Raw genomic sequence first — 15,864 nt, forward strand, 5'->3', positions numbered from 1 at the left:
CGAGGCTGGTAAGACTACCGGATTGTCACTCGCGAAACTCATCCCGAAGTCGCCAAAGCTTGAAGGAAAAATCCTCACCGTTGGCAAGAGCAGTCTGACTACGAACTTTAGGGAAAATTCTCACGAAAAAAAGCACTTTTCCGACATATCGCTGGCGAAAAATTGCTTTAGATAAGCCCTGTCGCCAACGGGTACTGGCGATTCTAGAGCAGCGATGCTCATTCCGACTACCCGCAACGGCCTGTAAATATCGGCCAACTGATGAAAAGGACTTCATATGTGCACTCGGACTCACTTTGCCATGACCACAGACGCCCGGATCGAATCACCGCTGATCCTGCGTGCCACTGATATGAACGACCATTGCCCACGCTTTCAAGTCGTACCGGCCGGCAACGCCTTCTTCCACATAAAGGAAACATCGACCGGCCGTGTAAGAGGTTTCCGTGAAGATCACAACGAAGCCTGCGCCCTCGCCCGCTCACTGGAGTCAAAGATCGAACTCCTGGCGAGTGGCTGCCTCAGATAAAGAGAGCGATCCACCGCGCCGTAACGGCGCCCATTGAAGGAGTACACGATGGAACTGCCAGCATACGATCTGAAAACCCTGTTCGATCAACTGGGGTTGCCTTCAGAAGGTAACGCAATCGACGATTTCATCGAGGCGCATCCATTGGATGCAAACACCAAACTGATCGACGCCGATTTCTGGTCACCGCAACAGGCACAACTACTCAAGGAATGGCTAAGGGCCGATGGCGAAGAAGCGGTGATGGTCGATGAACTGAATGTGCGCTTGCACCGCGGCAAGTAATTCTGGATCAGTGAAGGCTGTCACATGGTTCGGCTTGCAACTGCGCGAGCCATGCAGCCTTGCACTCCTCGGCCTCGTCGCGACTGGCAAACGCGGTGCCGCGACGCTCGCCATTGAGCAATACCACCCAGCAAATGCTGCGCCCCATTGCGCGCAGTCCGGCCGGTACGCCACTGCCGATCATCACCGCGACATCAACTCTGCACTGCATGCAGCCCTCCCGAAATCATTAGCAACCTAACTAAGTCGTCAGATTAATGGTTTCCTTCGAGCGGAAACAGCAAGCTCCGTGCACAGATTCATTGCATCAGAAGTAACAATCGCTCAACGCGGTTTTTCCGGCTTATAGCCCAGACGCAATCCACCCCAGTGCCGGCCCTTGATCATGATCGGCACCGACAAATCATGCATCAGCTCACCGGTGTCGCGGGTGTAAGTCTGCAACAACACCGGTTGTTGATGGCTGCCGCAGCGAATACCGGTGCGGTCAGCAAACTTGCGTTTGGTGCGATTGTTCACTGCGTCGACCTGCGCATCGCCGGTTAACGGCTGACTGAACAGCTGATTGTGCGTCGGCACATAACCCTGTTGCGTACAGGCAATGGCGAATACCAACCCCTCGTGACGCGGCAACAATGGCTCCTGAATCGCCGGCAGCACCTGATCGGTGTAGCGGTCGAAACGGGTTTGAAATTTCGCCGGTTGTGTATTCGGGATCGGCTGATACTGACGATCAAACAGGTCCTCAAGGCTGATCCGGCCCTGCTCGACATCCGCCTCGAAACGCGCAGCAATCTGGCTCGCGCCCTCGCGGGCCAGATCGTAGATGCGCTGGTGATAGTCATCCAGCCCGACCTCGGCCAGACGCTCGCTGATGGTTTCCGCCTGCCCTTCCATTTGCACTGCGGCTTCAGCGAGGCGGCGAGTCTGTTGATCGCTGATCGCCAGATCGCTACGCATCTGCTCGATCGCCTTGAACAGGCTGTCGAGTTGTTCGCGATTGGTTTCCGCGCCCTGAGCAATTTCACCGACCTGATTTTCCACCCCGGCTGCCAGTCGCGCGATGTTCTCCAGATGCTGACCGGTGTGCTCGACCTGCTCGACACCGGTCTGCAGATCACTCGACAGCTGGCGAATCTGCTCCACCACCTGCGCCGTGCGTTGTTGAATGTCAGCGACCATCTCACCCACTTCACCGGTGGCCGACGCCGTGCGCGCCGCCAATCCGCGAACCTCATCCGCCACCACGGCAAAACCGCGACCATGCTCACCGGCTCGCGCCGCTTCGATCGCCGCGTTCAATGCGAGCAGATTGGTTTGACTGGCGATCGACTGAATCACCAGCGTCACGCGCTGAATATCATCGCTGCGCAGACTCAAGGCTTCGATCAGTTCACGGCTGGCATTGGCGCGCTGACTGAGTTGATGCATGCGCGCGATCGAATCCACCAGCTCCGTGCGCCCCGCTGCGCTGCTGTGATGCGCCTGACTGGCCGCCTCAAGCGCGGCACGGCTGAGTTGTGAAGTGGCGTGTTCGGTCGCGATCATCACCTCGGCATTGCTGACAATCTGCGCCGCCGCATCGAGTTGCGATTCGAGTTTGCTCGCCAGTTCCTTGACCGAAAACGCCACGCCGGCCGCCGACAACGCGTTATGGCTGGTGGTGTAGGAAAGGTCGCGGGTCAGTTCGGACATTGCGCTGCCACTGTCGGCAGGCGGGACATCGGGGATGGCGCGAGAACGCAAGCGCGGTAGCCAGACAATCAGCACCGCCAACGGCATGCCAATGTACAGCGACCATTCGGCCAGGCTCATGCCGGCGAGCAACAGCATCAGGGCGATGCTTTGCAAGGTCGGTACGATCCAGCGGTTTTTCGGCAAAAGCACTGGTGCAGGCAAAGCCCCAACCAGAGATCCGTCTCTCGTCATATCAACACCCCACGCTTGTTCTCGTTATTGTGACTGCATTAAACGCCACTACAACGCCATTATCCATGGTCCGTTAGTCGTGGGGTCTGTGGCAGGTCAATGGAACGGCGCGGGCTTATTGCAGACGAGCAAAAACAAAGATCGCAGCCTTCAGCAACGCCCATTTAGGAGCTGCCGAAGGCTGCGATCTTTTCAAGGTGCCCTGTTGAAAGGGTCACCCCACAGAATCAGGCCTGACGCTGGTGCTTGTCGATCTGCTCGTGACGCTCTTGAGCTTCGATGCAGTACTTGGTGGTCGGGCTGATCAGCAGACGCTTCAGGCCAATGGCCTCGCCGCTGTCATCGCACCAGCCAAAACTGTCTTCCTTGATGCGCTCAAGGGCTTGTTCCAGTTGCGGCAGCATGCGCTGGTCGCGATCGATCGCGTTTACCAGCCAAGTGCGCTCTTCTTCAACCGAAGCCGCGTCTGCCGGGTCAGCCGGGGTGTCCAGGCTTTCGATGGCGATACGGTTTTGCTCAATGCGCTCGTGGGTTTCGACTTTCATGTTCTGCAACAGCTCAGTGAAGAAAGCGTGCTGCTCTGCATTCATGTAGTCATCTGCCGGCATGGCCAGCAACTTGTCCTTTGTCATTGATATCTCTATAAAAAAACGTGCATTAAGGCGAATTAGGGAGCGTTTCGGCGAACCGCGAGCGGTCGGCGAAAAGGCATCGTTTATTGCAAATGCCACCCGGCACTCAATTTACGAGGGGCGGCAGTCTAAGGCCCGAATGAGGCCTCAGCAACTGTAAATACAGGGAATTTGTCCGACAACGTCCGGAAAGTGCTCTGACACAGCGTTCACACGGCCATCGGAGTGCGTTTATAGCAAGAAATTCAGTCGAGCGGCTGTATATAGAAGACAAACGGCTAACCACACAGCGCCCAGACGCAATTTTTTACCACGCACTGCATCGTTTCAGCAAAGCAGAACCGCAAAAGCCCCCCTACTATCAGGCCCACCGTGTGATCAAACAGCCTGAAGGATGACCTATGCCCCGCCCCGATCTGCCGGCCACCGACGAGGTTTCACTCGCCAGCCCCCCGATCAATGCCGAGCGCCTGCTGCAACTGATCACCAACGAATACGACGCCCTGCCGCGTCAACTTAAACGCATCGCCAGCTACATCAGCCAGCAGAGCGACCGGATCATGGTCGACCGCATCAGCGACATCGCCCGCGAGTGCGAAGTCCACCCGTCCGCCATCGTGCGCTTCTCGCAACGCTTCGGTTTTAGCGGCTTCAGCGAAATGCAGGCACTGTTCCGCAGCGCCTACACGCACAAAGCCTCACCGGTGCAAAACTACCAGCAACGCATCCGCAGCATGATCGCCAACCAGTCGCAGCAAGCCAGCGCCGGCGACCTCGCCCGCGAATGCATCGACGCCACCCGCTCCGGCATCGAACGCCTGGGCCGTGAACTCGACGACGCCGCGTTCGAAAAAGCCGTCGACCTGATCGTCAACGCCGACAACATTTATGTCGTCGGCGTGCGCCGCTCCTTCGCCGTCGCCGACTACCTCGTTTACAACTTGCAACACACTCAGAAGCGCATTCACCTGGTTTCGGGGCTGGGCGGTAGCTATCGCGAGCAAATGCGCAGCGTGCGTGCGAACGATCTGGTCATCGCCATCAGCTTCGTGCCCTACGCCAAGGAAACCCAGCACTGCCTGCGCTTCGCCCGACAACAGCAGGCCAACGCCCTGATACTCACCGACAGCCACCTCTCGCCCCTGGCGAAACTCGCCGACAGCGTATTGCTGATAAACGAAGGCAGCGCCCTCGCCTTTCGTTCGCTGAGTGCGACGTTGTGTTTGTGCCAGGCGTTGTTTGTCGCGGTGGCGTATCGGCTGGAACTGAATGTTGATGAGATTCACGAACAGGCGGGGTTTGACGACTGACAACCCAATACAGCGACGACCTGCCCGAGCAGATCGACGCTGTGATTTGCTGCCACCTACTCGAGATTGACCTTGATGATCTGTTTCAACGGAAAGGTATCAATATTCGACGCTTCGACGACTTTGCGATCCTTGATCAACGTGTCGATATCAATGTTGATGCCCGAATAACCGATAGCCACCGGTGTATCGAAAACTTGACGCAACGTCAGACTCGTCGCGGAGGACTTCACCACTGAACCGGTCACACCCGGCATCGCAGGTGTTACGGACTCCACACGTTTACGGATATCAGCGTTGACCTGTGCCAGTTCCGCCTCTTTCTGTTTAACAAGCGCCTGATTGGTCGCCGGCACGACGGCCGCTGGCTTGTCGGCAGCCGCCTTGGTATCGCCTGCCTTGGCCACTGCGGACTTCCCGTCTGCCGCGCCATCCCCCTTGGCAGTTGGCTTTAGCGCGCGAAGCTGGTTCTCAATAGCCGTTTTGCGCTCATCCAGATCTGTCAGTGCCCGTGTAACCGCAGCCAACTGCGCACCGTTGCTTTCGGTCGAGGAAACCACCACATCCAACGAGCGCGCCAGATAGACCTGGGTTACCAGTACAAGCACAGACGTCGTGTCATTCTTGTCGTTGACCTTCGCATCGTTTTTCAGCGAAACCACCGCATTTGTCAGCTTGTTGCGTTGAGCGTCGGTGTATTTGCCTAAATATTTGTCGGCCGCAAGATGGGCATCGCTATACAGCACCCCATACGTTTCCGCCAATGGCACCGAGTACGCCACCGAATATCCCGACTTGCGCGCGCCCCCAAAAAATGCGCCGATCGCGCTATTGCTGACCCCTAGCCCGATATCACTCTCAGCCAGTGAGGCGAAGGTGAAACCGGGAAAGGCCACCAGTGCATTCATTTTCACGTTGGTGTTCGGTACAAAAAGGTCCGGAACACTGGTCGCCGTCACAAGTCCGGATTTGTCCACCGGAGTTTTCTGCGCGGTGATGTAAGGCGCGGCCTTCTTCAGTTCCTCATCCAGCCTCATCCGATCAAACCAGACCGAACTCATGTAGTAATCAGCGGTTTTCATTTTGTTACCGGCCTTCGCGGCTCTTACCACATAAAAATCGCCTACTTCAAAGTTGCCACGCGGCGGAAATATCGGTTTGAAGTTCAACTGCTCCGTATTCGCCGACCACTGCTGCACGACCGCCCCGCGCTCCGGGCGGCTACTGCAAGCGACCAACCCAATACACAACGCACAAATCGTCAAACGATGAAAATTGTTCATGACATGCCCCTCGGACCCTTTTATGTGACCGACGGCGCGCACTCTTACTGCGCGCACGGCAGTGCCTCATCGCTCTAGGGTTGATGGACTGCAAGGGAGTAATACAAACGAGTACTGAATCAGAGGGCCTGAGCTCGCTTAACTTTTCCATCCCTGGACGGTGCTGGCACTTTGACTATAGATCCGCCAAAACACCTCGCAAGGTCAATGAAAGCCTTTATTTCCGGATGTTTCACCGATGTAACAGTTTCTGTTTCACGGCTATTACAGAAGGCCAAAACTTTTTTCCCGGTAGTCAACCAACAGCTTTTCCCGCTACATTCGATCCCCATCGTCAGGTCGTGATTTGCCAAAGGAGTTGCACATGAAACTGATCGGAATGCTCGACTCACCCTACGTGCGCCGCGTAGCCATCTCCGCCAAACGCCTTGGCATCGACCTCGAACACGAGTCGGTCTCGGTGTTCCGCCACTTCGAGCAATTCCAGCAGATCAACCCGGTGGTCAAAGCCCCCACACTGCTCCTCGATGACGGCGTAGTCCTGATGGACTCGACCCTCATCCTCGATTACCTCGAAGCCAGTGCCGGCAAAAGCCTGCTGCCGACCGACCTGAAACAACGCGCCCACGCCCTGCGCCTGATCGGCCTCAGCCTCGCCGCCTGCGAAAAAGCCGTGCAGCTCTACTACGAACGCAACCTGCGCCCGGCCGACATTCAATACCAGCCGTGGGTCGAACGCGTCGAAGGCCAACTCGCCGCCGCCTTCACCGCCCTCGAGCAAGAACTGGAAAAAACCGGCCTGCCCACCGACGGCACCCTCACCCAGGCCGGCATCAGCCTCGCCGTCGCCTGGAGCTTCACCGACCTCGTCGTCCCCGACCAGATCGACACCTGCCGCTACCCGCACATCGCCCAATACACCGCCTACGCCGAAACCCTCGAAGCGTTCGTCAGCACCCCGATGACCTGACCATGAGCACCACCGAAACCGCCGCCCCGGCGTTAAAGGAAATCTTCAACGCCGAGCGCTTGCAGCACATCGCCCGAGAAATGAGCGCCGTGTACCCGGCGTTCAAGGCCAAAGCGTTTCTCAAACATGCCCAGGACGGACTCGTTGAACTATCAGTGATGCAACGCATGGCACGTGTCAGCGAAAGCCTGCACGCCGTATTGCCGCTGGACTACGAAGATTCCCTCGAAGTGCTTTTCGAACTCGCGCCAAGGCTGAACAGCGGATTCGTCAGCATGTGTTTGCCGCACTACGTCGCCAGCTACGGCGGGCACGCGTTCGACACCTCCATGGACGCCCTGAAGTACTTCACCACCTTCGGCTCCTCCGAATTCGCCATCCGCCACTTTCTGCGCAGCGACCTGGAACGATCGCTGGAGCTGATGCACGACTGGACCCGAGACGAAAACCACCACGTTCGACGCCTCGCCAGCGAAGGCAGCCGCCCTCGCCTGCCTTGGTCGTTTCGGTTGGAAGCGGTGCAGGCGGATCCGCAGTTGGCGGCCGGGATACTGGATAGGTTGAAGGCCGATGAGAGTTTGTACGTGCGCAAGTCCGTGGCGAATCATTTGAATGATGTGACGAAGGTGCATCCGGAGTGGGTGTTGGACACGATTGAAGGTTGGTCGTTGGAGAACAAACACACGGCGTGGATTGCGAAGCATGCGTTGCGGAGTTTGATCAAGCAGGGGGATTTGCGGGCGTTAACGGTGATTGGTGCGGGAGCGAAGGCTGAGGTTGAATTGTTGGATGTGCGGGTTGAGCCGGCGGTGGTGAGGTTGGGGGAAGCGATTACGTTGTCGTTTGTAGTGAGGTCGACGGTGGCGCATGAACAGCGGTTGGTGATTGATTATGCGATTGACTATGTGAAGGCGAATGGCGGGGTTTCGGGGAAGGTTTTTAAATTGAAGACGGTGGTGTTGGCGGGGTTTGAGAGTGTGGTTGTGGAGAGGCGGCAGGTGATTAAGGATTTTACGACGCGGAAGCATTTTGTGGGGCGGCATGGGGTTCGGGTGATGGTTAATGGGGAGGTTTTGGCTAGCACGGTATTCGAAATCGTCGCCGGATGACGTCACGTATAGAATCCGTTGATCTGGCAGAAACACTGATTTATATGGAATTACGGACGGGGCTGCCTTTGGCCAATAGTCACTCAAGTGCACGCTTTTAACTGATGTGGTCGGTAGTGGCCTGTCGCGAAGGTAAGATACCGATTTATAGGTGCATTCTCCTTCTTTATTAGAACTAGGCCGCAGGCTCACACTGACTACTAAAGTTTTCGCAAACCACCTTGAATTCTTCACCCAATTCTTGCTGGATGGCTTCCGGATGGCAGTCTCGAAGAATATTGCACAATTGTCTGCATTCCAAGGACCGGGTAGGCCAGCAACTCTTTTGACAGGCAAAAAATTGACCCATAGAAAGCCGTAAGCTGGTCGTAGACAACGCGCCCGCAACTCCGTAATGTACGTAGAAGTCATGTCATCTCTACCTCCCCCGCTATATGTCGTGTTTGCTAGCACGCCACTCAAGCTGATCAAGGGTTATGCATGAACAAGGAATGTTATCGACACAAATGGCGCAAAAAGTCACCCAACTTTGTCGCCCACTTAACAGTTAGGGTTAAAATGCAAAATTACTGGGCACCATCAAGAATTATTGGCCTGTTCGGCATTGCCTTTGTTGTCTTGGCGGCAACCACAAGCTATGCAGGCATAATCAATCCAATATTAATATTGAACGAAAACCAAGTTCTTTATCTGTTTTCAACTTCAGCGCAAGTGCTAGCCGGGGTCTACGGGCTAACTCTCACAGGCTTCATATTTTTCCGCAACGAGCTTAGTCGCGAGGAGATCGAGGATGAAACTTTAGTCGAGGCAATAGATAGCCTTAAAAGCAGATACTTCACTTTACTAATATTTGTAACACTATCTTCTATTATTACGTTACTGCTCTCAAATCTGGCTATATCCTACGAAAGCACAGGAACATCGCTTGGCACGATAATTATAAACTCAGCGCAATCTGCATTTGTAACCACTCTGCTGGCTGTCACCTATTTCATTTTTGAAGTTATATCACCCAAACGCATTGAACGAGAAAGTAGGAAGCTTCAGAGCCAGGTGGACCCTGTAAGAGAGGAAACAAACAAAGGAAGCCTTGAAGAGTTCTTGAAAAATTACAATCAAATTGAAGAAATCATTGCCAAGTATGGATCTGTATATCAAACAACCTCTTCCATGGAACATGCCAGTCGACCTCGTCGGAATATTTCCAATGCAAAACTATCCGAAATACTCTTCCGAAACGAGAAAATCAGCGAGTCACTATATGGTGAGATCAGAGCTCTAATAACTCTTCGCAACTCGATAATTCATGGCGCCGAGCCAGTTGTCAGCGAGCACATTGTGATTAACTCCTCCACTATTTTGAGTGAATTAAGGAATGAACTAGGTCTAGACAATTGATGACTCAACAGTGGCTCAAGTCGTTCGCTTCGCTTACTCGGGGCGGGCTAAAGCCAGCCCCTCAACCAAATATTATATTTCACAGCCATCACCGAGTTTGATTATGCAGCCAAAATACGAAGAAAAAACATTCGAGAGCTATTTCAATACTGAACTTGATCGTAGAGCTTCAATTTACTTTCCTTTTGGACAAGTGCAAGAAGGAGGCATTGGTGCAGATGCCTCAGGTTTCTCTCGGAGTCGCTGGCTTTGGTGGCGTCTTGGCAATCCTTATTTTTTACGCATGCCATTTGAAGGGGTAAATCTCCGCGAAGCTGCCGACGAGATGGAAATCTATATTGGCCGAGAAATTAAAAACATCCCCAATATTAAAGCGAATCTTTTTTTTCAGTATAAAAGACCAGAATTGATCACCTCAAAATTTGGCTTGGAGTGGTCACACTGGCACCAAAATTATTTCAGATACGACATTTATCAAGAACAACAAGATCTACTACAACATTTAGCATCCAAATTTGGAACCAAGGCGCTTATTCTTTATGCATCTCCTGCCCTAGAGGATGTGAACGACCTTGTAGACGCTAAACAGCGTAAATGCCTGATCGAAAATACCAATTTTAGACCCGCATCTGAGTTAACTGGGCATCATCGAAACACCTATATCAAAGCGGGAACATATTCCATTGCTTGTAGCGAACCAGAACCCATGGAGCGATTTGATTTGCTGCATCAGCTTGAAGCCTTCAAGGGTAACAAAAGCATTAACAACCAAGAGAGCATAATCGAAGTTGCAAATACAGTGCGGAATATTGCCCTACGGGATTCAGTTTTTGGCGCAGCATATACGCGTGAGTTAAATATTTATGTCGAGGCAGGCATTGATAGATTCCCACTGCTATTTTCCGTTGTCTCCATGAGCGTGTTCAGGGAGCTGAGCGGTATTCAATGGGTTCTCGCCCTAGATAATCAATGATACATAATAAGGTTCTCAGCCTCTCGTCTCACTCGCTGGGAGGGGCTAAAGTCCGCTACTTAACCTAAATATCGTCTTTCCGTAAATGGCCGGAAGCGATCCCTTGTCAATTCAGCGTTGACGCGACAGCTGTCAAAAATGATAACTCAAAACAACAGAAAGGCAGAAGACGCGTCTCCTGCCTGTTTCCTACCAACTTCCATACGGAATGCCGTACTTTTCGACGTATCGCTTAGCTTTCTCACTTACCGGATAGGCATAACGACCACCGTGTTTCCCTTGTTCCGGCCCCAAAGCTTCTATCCCACCTTGACCACGGGCGACCTCAATCGGATTTCGACATGAGTCTCTAACCCATGCCTGGAGTACGCCGCCCGGAGCGAGCCCCACGTACAGCGACGCCATAAACCGCGCGGTTTTCTCCGGTGTTTCCGGGCAACGCTGGTGTGTTGACTTCACCATCAGTTGCCTGCCTTCCTCCGGAATTTCGATGAAACCTTGATAGGTTTTTTGCTCCGTTATGGATTGCCAGCGGACAAAGATTTGTTTTGGAAGATCAGCGCCCGTTACAGGCATCCCGGTACCCGATATTGTCCCCCAACCACGAGCAGACTCTGTGCGGATATCGGGCTCACCGCTAGCAGCAGTGCTCTTGCCAGCGCGAAAGAAAATTCTGTTATTGATGTCTTGGACGGAGCTGTCCTCTACCCAGACCTTCATGTAATTCGGCTGAACGAACACTAACTCCCACCATGGATATTTAGGGTCATTTTCGCCGGTTTCTGGGCCTCCGATTTGGCAGCCAGATATCAATAAAGTGCCCAGCAGCGCAATCCTTGCGTTCATTACAAAAGATCCATTCAGTTAAGTGTCGCGACTACCAACTTCCGTATGGAATGCCATATTTATCGATATACCGCTTTGCCTTTTCACTCACCGGATAAGCGTAACGCCCTTCGTTCTTACCTTGGCTCGGCCCCAGTGGCTCAATTTCAGCCTGCGCTCGAGCGACTTTAACCGGGTGGTGGCAAGAGTCTCTTACCCAAACCTGCACAACACCACCGGGGGCCAACCCTAAATAAACCGACGCCATAAATCTCGCTTCCTGATCAGGCGTCTGCGGGCAACGTTGATTGACGGACGCCACCATCAACTGCCTGGCTTCCTCTGGGATTTCTACCCATGCCTGCCACGTTTTCTGTTCGACAATCGATTGCCAACGGACCCAGATGCGAACAGGTAAATCTGCTCCCACCACTCTCCTTCCGCTGCCGCCTACCCCACCTGTCCAACCTCGGGCGGACTCCGTTCCATCTTCAGGCTCTCCCCCCGCAGCGGTGCCGCCGCCGGTTTTATAGAAAATCCTGCCGTTAATGTCTTGAACAGAACTGTTCTCTACCCAGACTTTCATGTAGTCCGGCTCGGTAAACGCCAACTCCCACCACTCGGATTTCGGGTCATTTTTTGCTGAAAGTGGATCCGCGGACTGGCACCCAGTAATGAACAGCGCGCATAGCAGGGTAAAAAGTACTTTCATCACCAAAGTTTCCAGTCAGCTACATGAGGGTGTTGTACGCGTATCGAGTCCGGCGTCGGGGCATTGATGTAAACGGCACGGACGCCACTGCCATCTCTGCGCCCGAGAGGATGGTTCCAATTTGCAGACATGTGAATGTACTTCAGCTTCAGAAATTGGTCTTCTTGGATTGAGGTGTCGTAACTACCCGCCAGAAATCGATCACACAGCGCTTGAAGCTCTGCGGGCACTGCCAACTCAGGCGTATCGGGAATGTCTTGAAACCGAACGCCCTTCTCTTTTGCCAATCGGTGCATCACTCGTAGATATACCCTGGAGAGCAAGCCACTCACAGGACGTTTGAGTTGCACTGCGGCATATACGCGCTTCATACGTGGGCTGAGCCGTTCCTGCCGATCAATTGGCAGAAGAAGGGCATCAGGCGTGACGATCTCCAGCATCTCTTCTGGCCATCCTTTGGCGAGCCACTGCGCCTTCACCGTCACGGCATCGCGGTAGATCGAAGTAGTGGAGACGTCGGTAAATTGCGACACCACAAGCGTTTGCATCGGACTGATGAGTACGCACTCTTGGACCTCGTCGCGGTAGCCACCGCCGATGTCGGAATGAACCCCGGGCAGAGTTATTTCCAAGTGATCCGCTTTAACGCGGCTCAAAGCGAAGTTGGCCCGATATTCGTCACGCGCGGATAACTGCACGACATCAGTGAAGAAACGGCGGTCGAGGTAAAGTTTGATTCCTGTGGCGATGGGACTTTTGATATCCCCCAGATTCGACCAGCCAGCAATGGATGGCACCGTATCAAAAAGGCCAATAAAACCCATGTTGATGCTGCTTTTGTACTCTTCGATGAAGGTCCGGCTGAGGGCGTAGGCGTTGCTGCGCAACACTTCCCCGAGTGGCCCCTGCTTTCCACGTACGACCTCGTTGGCAAAGTGTCTTGCTGCAGCAGCACCGCGGCTGAAGCCGAATGCATCAAAGGTCAGGGACGTAATTTCACTATTGGGATTGTTGTCCAACACGTCCTTGATACGCGTTTTGATCTCTGCAAACGACAACTGAACACGGCCCGCCACGCCTGTTTCGCCTCGGCCAGTACCACCACCTAACGTACTGTCCTTTTTGCCTGACTCAGTTCCTATTCCCTCGATGTAAATCATCCGGAACGCTTGCTTCTGCGAACTATCCCCTTCGGCCCTTTGAGGTGCGAAGTACAGTTCGCTCAGTTTCTGAACATTGGTGGTGCTATTGGCGTAGCTGCTGTCCGGATCCTTCATATAGGGCTGACAACTAGCAGGAATATCTTCCGGCGCAATCGGATGCTGCGCCCCACACAGCAATCCCGCCGCCGTGTTATTCGCATTATTCCCAGTGCCATCAAAGAAAACTCCAATCCTCAACGCGATCCCGATTTTCTCAGGTTCGCGCGCGGGTTCTTTCCCGTGTTTCTCATATTCCGCCCAACGCTGGGCGTGAATATCGACGGGTTTGGCTTCTTCGTAACGAAAATTTTTCGGGGGGTTGGGTACGTAGCCACTCATCCGTGATTCCTGGTTCTGATCCTTGAGAACGGCCCGAAGGTTGACAGCCGAGGCTGGTGCGCGCAAGCCGTGGCCGTGTGCCAGCCAGGGTGTGACAGCGGGGTTCGACGAGGGTTTCCCCTCGTCGGGATGGGTTGGTTAGCTGGCGATCTCGACGTTATCCAGCGCTTGGTTGACGGCGATTTCGCCGAGCATCACGACTTGGGCGATGCCCAGTGCGGTTTTGCGGTGTGGGGTGTCGAGCATGGCGGCGAAGTTGAGGAGCATTTCGCTGGCGGAGCCGAGGGTTTCGCTGGCGTTGGCGAGCAGGGATTCGCTGTTGTACTTCGGGTTGGCGAGGTACATGCGTTCGGGCTGTTGGGTGCTGGCCATGATTTGGCTGGCGGGTTTGAGGTAGTGGTCGAGGGCGCGTTCGGCGGCTTCGTGGAATCGCTTGGAGTCGGGGGATTCGTAGGGGGATGTGGGGTCAGTTTCGGGTGGGTTGGGTGTTGGTTTGATCATGGTTGTGCTCCTGGTTTTCATTAGGAGCTACCAGCATCACTTGCAGATGATGGGTGGCAGCTATGTGCGGGTCTGCAAGACCGGGAAACCAGGCACCCGGCAGACCCGAAGGTCTCCCGCACAAAGCTGCCATTGAGCGGACACGAACGGGTGTCCTTTGGCTGGCTGTGCGACTGGTTTTTCCGGCGGGCTTGCAGACCCGATCACTGATGAGCAGTGACGGGAATCAAGGTACGGAGGGAGTGCCAGACGCACAAGCCGGCGGATTCTGGCTTAGTCGTAGGCGATGGCGCAAGGAGTTGTAGGGCGTAGCCAGCAACGAGAGACACCTATTAAACAAACATGTAAATCATCTGTTTAACAGGTCAGTTGAGATGCAGAGAATTCCGAATCAATGGGTCTCAAACGAATTCCACTGGTGAGTATCAAGATCCAGCGCGCAGTAGGGTTCGAAAACGTAAAGCACAAGCGGATTCTCAATATCAATCGCTGCCACCTGGAGTGACTTGAGATAGGACTGAGCCTCTGCGAATGATGTACCGAATAGAGGATCATCCATTGCCTTCGCGCGCGTCAGCTTGGAAATCGTTTGATCTGGATGTTTTGCCATCGCAATTCGAAATGCCAGGCTAGCGTCGAAGTGTGTTTTACCGAAGACGTGCTGACGAAGCCTACTGATCACGCTTCTTGAAATACCAACGTAGATAGGCACGCCGTTGTCGATCAGCACGTAGCAACCCGAAAAATCTTGCGCCAGTTTGAACTGCTTCAGCAACGATTTAACGCCAACACCGGGCACTGAAAAGTCCTTCATCTCTCGCGGAGTTTCGAGAGAGCTTTTCATTCTGGTCATATGGCCGGGCAGAACCGTTTGGGCTAACTCTTCAAATGTGTGCATGCATTCGTGTAACGCCATTGGAGAACCGCTCGGTCGAGAGATGGATGCCAACGCTATCGCGTCAACTTAGGCCATTACAAGCGATGTGACACATGTCTATTTAAAGCGACTCCTGAACATAGATCTCTGTAGCGAAGAACAGAGGAATCGCTACAGAGATCGTTAACATCTAGCTGGCGATTTCGACGTTATCCAGCGCTTGGTTGACGGCGATTTCGCCGAGCATCACAACTTGGGCGATGCCCAGTGCGGTTTTGCGATGGGAGGTGTCGAGCATGGCGGCGAAGTTGAGGAGCATTTCGCTGGCGGAGCCGAGGGTTTCGCTGGCGTTGGCGAGCAGGGATTCGCTGTTGTACTTCGGGTTGGCGAGGTACATGCGTTCGGGTTGTTGGGTGCTGGCCATGATTTGGCTGGCAGGTTTGAGGTAGTGGTCGAGGGCGCGTTCGGCGGCTTCGTGGAATCGCTTGGAGTCGGGGGATTCGTAGGGGGATGTGGGGTCGGTTTCGGGTGGGTTGGGTGTTGGTTTGATCATGGTGAAACTCCTAGTTAGTAAAAAGGAGCCTTCACATTCGCTACCAAACGAAGGTGGCGGCCATACGCGGGTTGGTAGACCGGTAACTAGGACCCGGCACACCCGAAGGTGTCCTGCGCATGGCCACCATTGAGCAGAGACCTGATGAGGTCTGCGAACGGTTCGCGATGCGACTAGTTATGGCGGGCTACCAAACCCGATCACTGTTTTTCAGCGACCGACAGACGATAGAACCCGCGACCTAGACGCACAAGCCGGCGGATTCTGGCTTAGTCGTAGGTAACGGCGCAAGGCGTTGTAGGGTTTCGGTGGTTGCTTGAGGCTTCGTTTAAACAGTGGTGGTTTTTACTGTTTATTTCGGTCAGTGGTTGATGGGGTGATTGGGTGGGCGACTTCGCGAGCAGGCTCGCTCCCACAGGGAAGTTGTGGTGGGTTTG

Annotated in this window: 17 protein-coding genes; 7 read left to right on the top strand and 10 right to left on the bottom strand. The window is 54.1% G+C overall.

Going from position 1 to position 15,864, the window contains the following annotated elements; genetic code table 11:
- Positions 1–277 precede the first annotated feature (277 nt).
- Positions 278–529, top strand: coding sequence for a hypothetical protein (locus ACM6JQ_RS14180; protein ID WP_127926808.1), 252 nt, complete (start codon positions 278–280; stop codon positions 527–529).
- A 48-nt stretch (positions 530–577) separates the two neighbouring features.
- Positions 578–814, top strand: a complete 237-nt coding sequence (locus ACM6JQ_RS14185) for a DUF2789 family protein (protein ID WP_007910733.1) — start codon at positions 578–580, stop codon at positions 812–814.
- Positions 815–821: 7 nt separating this feature from the next.
- Here the strand turns inward: ACM6JQ_RS14185 and ACM6JQ_RS14190 are convergent, their stop codons facing one another.
- From ACM6JQ_RS14190 to ACM6JQ_RS14200, 3 genes are all read right to left on the bottom strand, one after another.
- Positions 822–1,025, bottom strand: a complete 204-nt coding sequence (locus ACM6JQ_RS14190; protein WP_095111516.1) for a hypothetical protein — start codon at positions 1,023–1,025, stop codon at positions 822–824.
- 113 nt (positions 1,026–1,138) lie between these two features.
- The gene (locus ACM6JQ_RS14195) at positions 1,139–2,743 is read right to left on the bottom strand and encodes a methyl-accepting chemotaxis protein (RefSeq protein WP_414894033.1); all 1,605 of its coding nucleotides are present in this window, start codon (positions 2,741–2,743) and stop codon (positions 1,139–1,141) included.
- 227 nt (positions 2,744–2,970) lie between these two features.
- The gene (locus ACM6JQ_RS14200) at positions 2,971–3,375 is read right to left on the bottom strand and encodes a TraR/DksA family transcriptional regulator (protein ID WP_003225981.1); all 405 of its coding nucleotides are present in this window, start codon (positions 3,373–3,375) and stop codon (positions 2,971–2,973) included.
- A 401-nt stretch (positions 3,376–3,776) separates the two neighbouring features.
- Between ACM6JQ_RS14200 and ACM6JQ_RS14205 the strand changes: the two genes are divergently transcribed.
- On the top strand, positions 3,777–4,685 hold the full coding sequence (locus tag ACM6JQ_RS14205) for a MurR/RpiR family transcriptional regulator (RefSeq protein WP_414894034.1): 909 nt from the start codon (positions 3,777–3,779) through the stop codon (positions 4,683–4,685).
- A gap of 56 nt (positions 4,686–4,741) precedes the next feature.
- Here ACM6JQ_RS14205 and ACM6JQ_RS14210 read toward each other — a convergent pair whose 3' ends face one another.
- Entirely contained in the window at positions 4,742–5,968 is a 1,227-nt protein-coding gene (locus tag ACM6JQ_RS14210) for a hypothetical protein (RefSeq protein ID WP_007910721.1), read from the bottom strand.
- Between the two features lie 364 nt (positions 5,969–6,332).
- Here ACM6JQ_RS14210 and ACM6JQ_RS14215 point away from each other — a divergent pair, with 364 nt between their 5' ends.
- From ACM6JQ_RS14215 to ACM6JQ_RS14230, 4 genes are all read left to right on the top strand, one after another.
- The gene (locus tag ACM6JQ_RS14215) at positions 6,333–6,938 is read left to right on the top strand and encodes a glutathione S-transferase (RefSeq protein WP_414894035.1); all 606 of its coding nucleotides are present in this window, start codon (positions 6,333–6,335) and stop codon (positions 6,936–6,938) included.
- A 2-nt stretch (positions 6,939–6,940) separates the two neighbouring features.
- Positions 6,941–8,047: a DNA alkylation repair protein gene (locus ACM6JQ_RS14220; protein ID WP_414894036.1), complete on the top strand. Its 1,107-nt coding sequence runs from the start codon at positions 6,941–6,943 to the stop codon at positions 8,045–8,047.
- A gap of 480 nt (positions 8,048–8,527) precedes the next feature.
- The gene (locus tag ACM6JQ_RS14225) at positions 8,528–9,445 is read left to right on the top strand and encodes a hypothetical protein (RefSeq protein WP_095111521.1); all 918 of its coding nucleotides are present in this window, start codon (positions 8,528–8,530) and stop codon (positions 9,443–9,445) included.
- Positions 9,446–9,455: 10 nt separating this feature from the next.
- A complete protein-coding gene (locus ACM6JQ_RS14230) occupies positions 9,456–10,418 on the top strand; it encodes a hypothetical protein (RefSeq protein WP_218222320.1) in 963 nt (320 codons plus the stop codon).
- Between the two features lie 189 nt (positions 10,419–10,607).
- Here the strand turns inward: ACM6JQ_RS14230 and ACM6JQ_RS14235 are convergent, their stop codons facing one another.
- From ACM6JQ_RS14235 to ACM6JQ_RS14260, 6 genes are all read right to left on the bottom strand, one after another.
- A complete protein-coding gene (locus ACM6JQ_RS14235; protein ID WP_095111523.1) occupies positions 10,608–11,264 on the bottom strand; it encodes a DUF2931 family protein in 657 nt (218 codons plus the stop codon).
- 31 nt (positions 11,265–11,295) lie between these two features.
- A complete protein-coding gene (locus tag ACM6JQ_RS14240; protein ID WP_095111524.1) occupies positions 11,296–11,955 on the bottom strand; it encodes a DUF2931 family protein in 660 nt (219 codons plus the stop codon).
- Positions 11,955–13,496 carry a phospholipase effector Tle1 domain-containing protein gene (locus ACM6JQ_RS14245; protein WP_095111525.1) on the bottom strand — a complete coding sequence of 514 codons (1,542 nt, stop codon included), beginning with the start codon at positions 13,494–13,496 and terminating at the stop codon, positions 11,955–11,957. Before ACM6JQ_RS14245 ends, ACM6JQ_RS14240 begins: the two co-directional genes overlap by 1 nt.
- Before the next feature lie 138 nt (positions 13,497–13,634).
- Positions 13,635–13,997, bottom strand: a complete 363-nt coding sequence (locus ACM6JQ_RS14250; protein ID WP_016982978.1) for a DUF6124 family protein — start codon at positions 13,995–13,997, stop codon at positions 13,635–13,637.
- 391 nt (positions 13,998–14,388) lie between these two features.
- The gene (locus ACM6JQ_RS14255) at positions 14,389–14,895 is read right to left on the bottom strand and encodes an excinuclease ABC subunit C (RefSeq protein WP_176472262.1); all 507 of its coding nucleotides are present in this window, start codon (positions 14,893–14,895) and stop codon (positions 14,389–14,391) included.
- 169 nt (positions 14,896–15,064) lie between these two features.
- Positions 15,065–15,427, bottom strand: a complete 363-nt coding sequence (locus tag ACM6JQ_RS14260) for a DUF6124 family protein (protein WP_095111527.1) — start codon at positions 15,425–15,427, stop codon at positions 15,065–15,067.
- Positions 15,428–15,864 lie beyond the last annotated feature (437 nt).

The sequence above is a fragment of the Pseudomonas sp. IT-232MI5 genome, from assembly GCF_949767845.1.
In the GTDB taxonomy this organism is placed as follows: Bacteria; Pseudomonadota; Gammaproteobacteria; order Pseudomonadales; family Pseudomonadaceae; genus Aquipseudomonas.

Excerpts from the sequence above, each read along its gene's own strand:
- ACM6JQ_RS14180 (WP_127926808.1), top strand. The coding sequence starts at position 278 with ATGTGCACTCGGACTCACTTTGCCATGACCACAGACGCCCGGATCGAA.
- ACM6JQ_RS14185 (WP_007910733.1), top strand. The coding sequence starts at position 578 with ATGGAACTGCCAGCATACGATCTGAAAACCCTGTTCGATCAACTGGGG.
- ACM6JQ_RS14190 (WP_095111516.1), bottom strand. The coding sequence starts at position 1,025 with ATGCAGTGCAGAGTTGATGTCGCGGTGATGATCGGCAGTGGCGTACCG.
- ACM6JQ_RS14195 (WP_414894033.1), bottom strand. The coding sequence starts at position 2,743 with ATGACGAGAGACGGATCTCTGGTTGGGGCTTTGCCTGCACCAGTGCTT.
- ACM6JQ_RS14200 (WP_003225981.1), bottom strand. The coding sequence starts at position 3,375 with ATGACAAAGGACAAGTTGCTGGCCATGCCGGCAGATGACTACATGAAT.
- ACM6JQ_RS14205 (WP_414894034.1), top strand. The coding sequence starts at position 3,777 with ATGCCCCGCCCCGATCTGCCGGCCACCGACGAGGTTTCACTCGCCAGC.
- ACM6JQ_RS14210 (WP_007910721.1), bottom strand. The coding sequence starts at position 5,968 with ATGAACAATTTTCATCGTTTGACGATTTGTGCGTTGTGTATTGGGTTG.
- ACM6JQ_RS14215 (WP_414894035.1), top strand. The coding sequence starts at position 6,333 with ATGAAACTGATCGGAATGCTCGACTCACCCTACGTGCGCCGCGTAGCC.
- ACM6JQ_RS14220 (WP_414894036.1), top strand. The coding sequence starts at position 6,941 with ATGAGCACCACCGAAACCGCCGCCCCGGCGTTAAAGGAAATCTTCAAC.
- ACM6JQ_RS14225 (WP_095111521.1), top strand. The coding sequence starts at position 8,528 with ATGAACAAGGAATGTTATCGACACAAATGGCGCAAAAAGTCACCCAAC.
- ACM6JQ_RS14235 (WP_095111523.1), bottom strand. The coding sequence starts at position 11,264 with ATGAACGCAAGGATTGCGCTGCTGGGCACTTTATTGATATCTGGCTGC.
- ACM6JQ_RS14240 (WP_095111524.1), bottom strand. The coding sequence starts at position 11,955 with ATGAAAGTACTTTTTACCCTGCTATGCGCGCTGTTCATTACTGGGTGC.
- ACM6JQ_RS14245 (WP_095111525.1), bottom strand. The coding sequence starts at position 13,496 with ATGAGTGGCTACGTACCCAACCCCCCGAAAAATTTTCGTTACGAAGAA.
- ACM6JQ_RS14250 (WP_016982978.1), bottom strand. The coding sequence starts at position 13,997 with ATGATCAAACCAACACCCAACCCACCCGAAACTGACCCCACATCCCCC.
- ACM6JQ_RS14255 (WP_176472262.1), bottom strand. The coding sequence starts at position 14,895 with ATGCACACATTTGAAGAGTTAGCCCAAACGGTTCTGCCCGGCCATATG.
- ACM6JQ_RS14260 (WP_095111527.1), bottom strand. The coding sequence starts at position 15,427 with ATGATCAAACCAACACCCAACCCACCCGAAACCGACCCCACATCCCCC.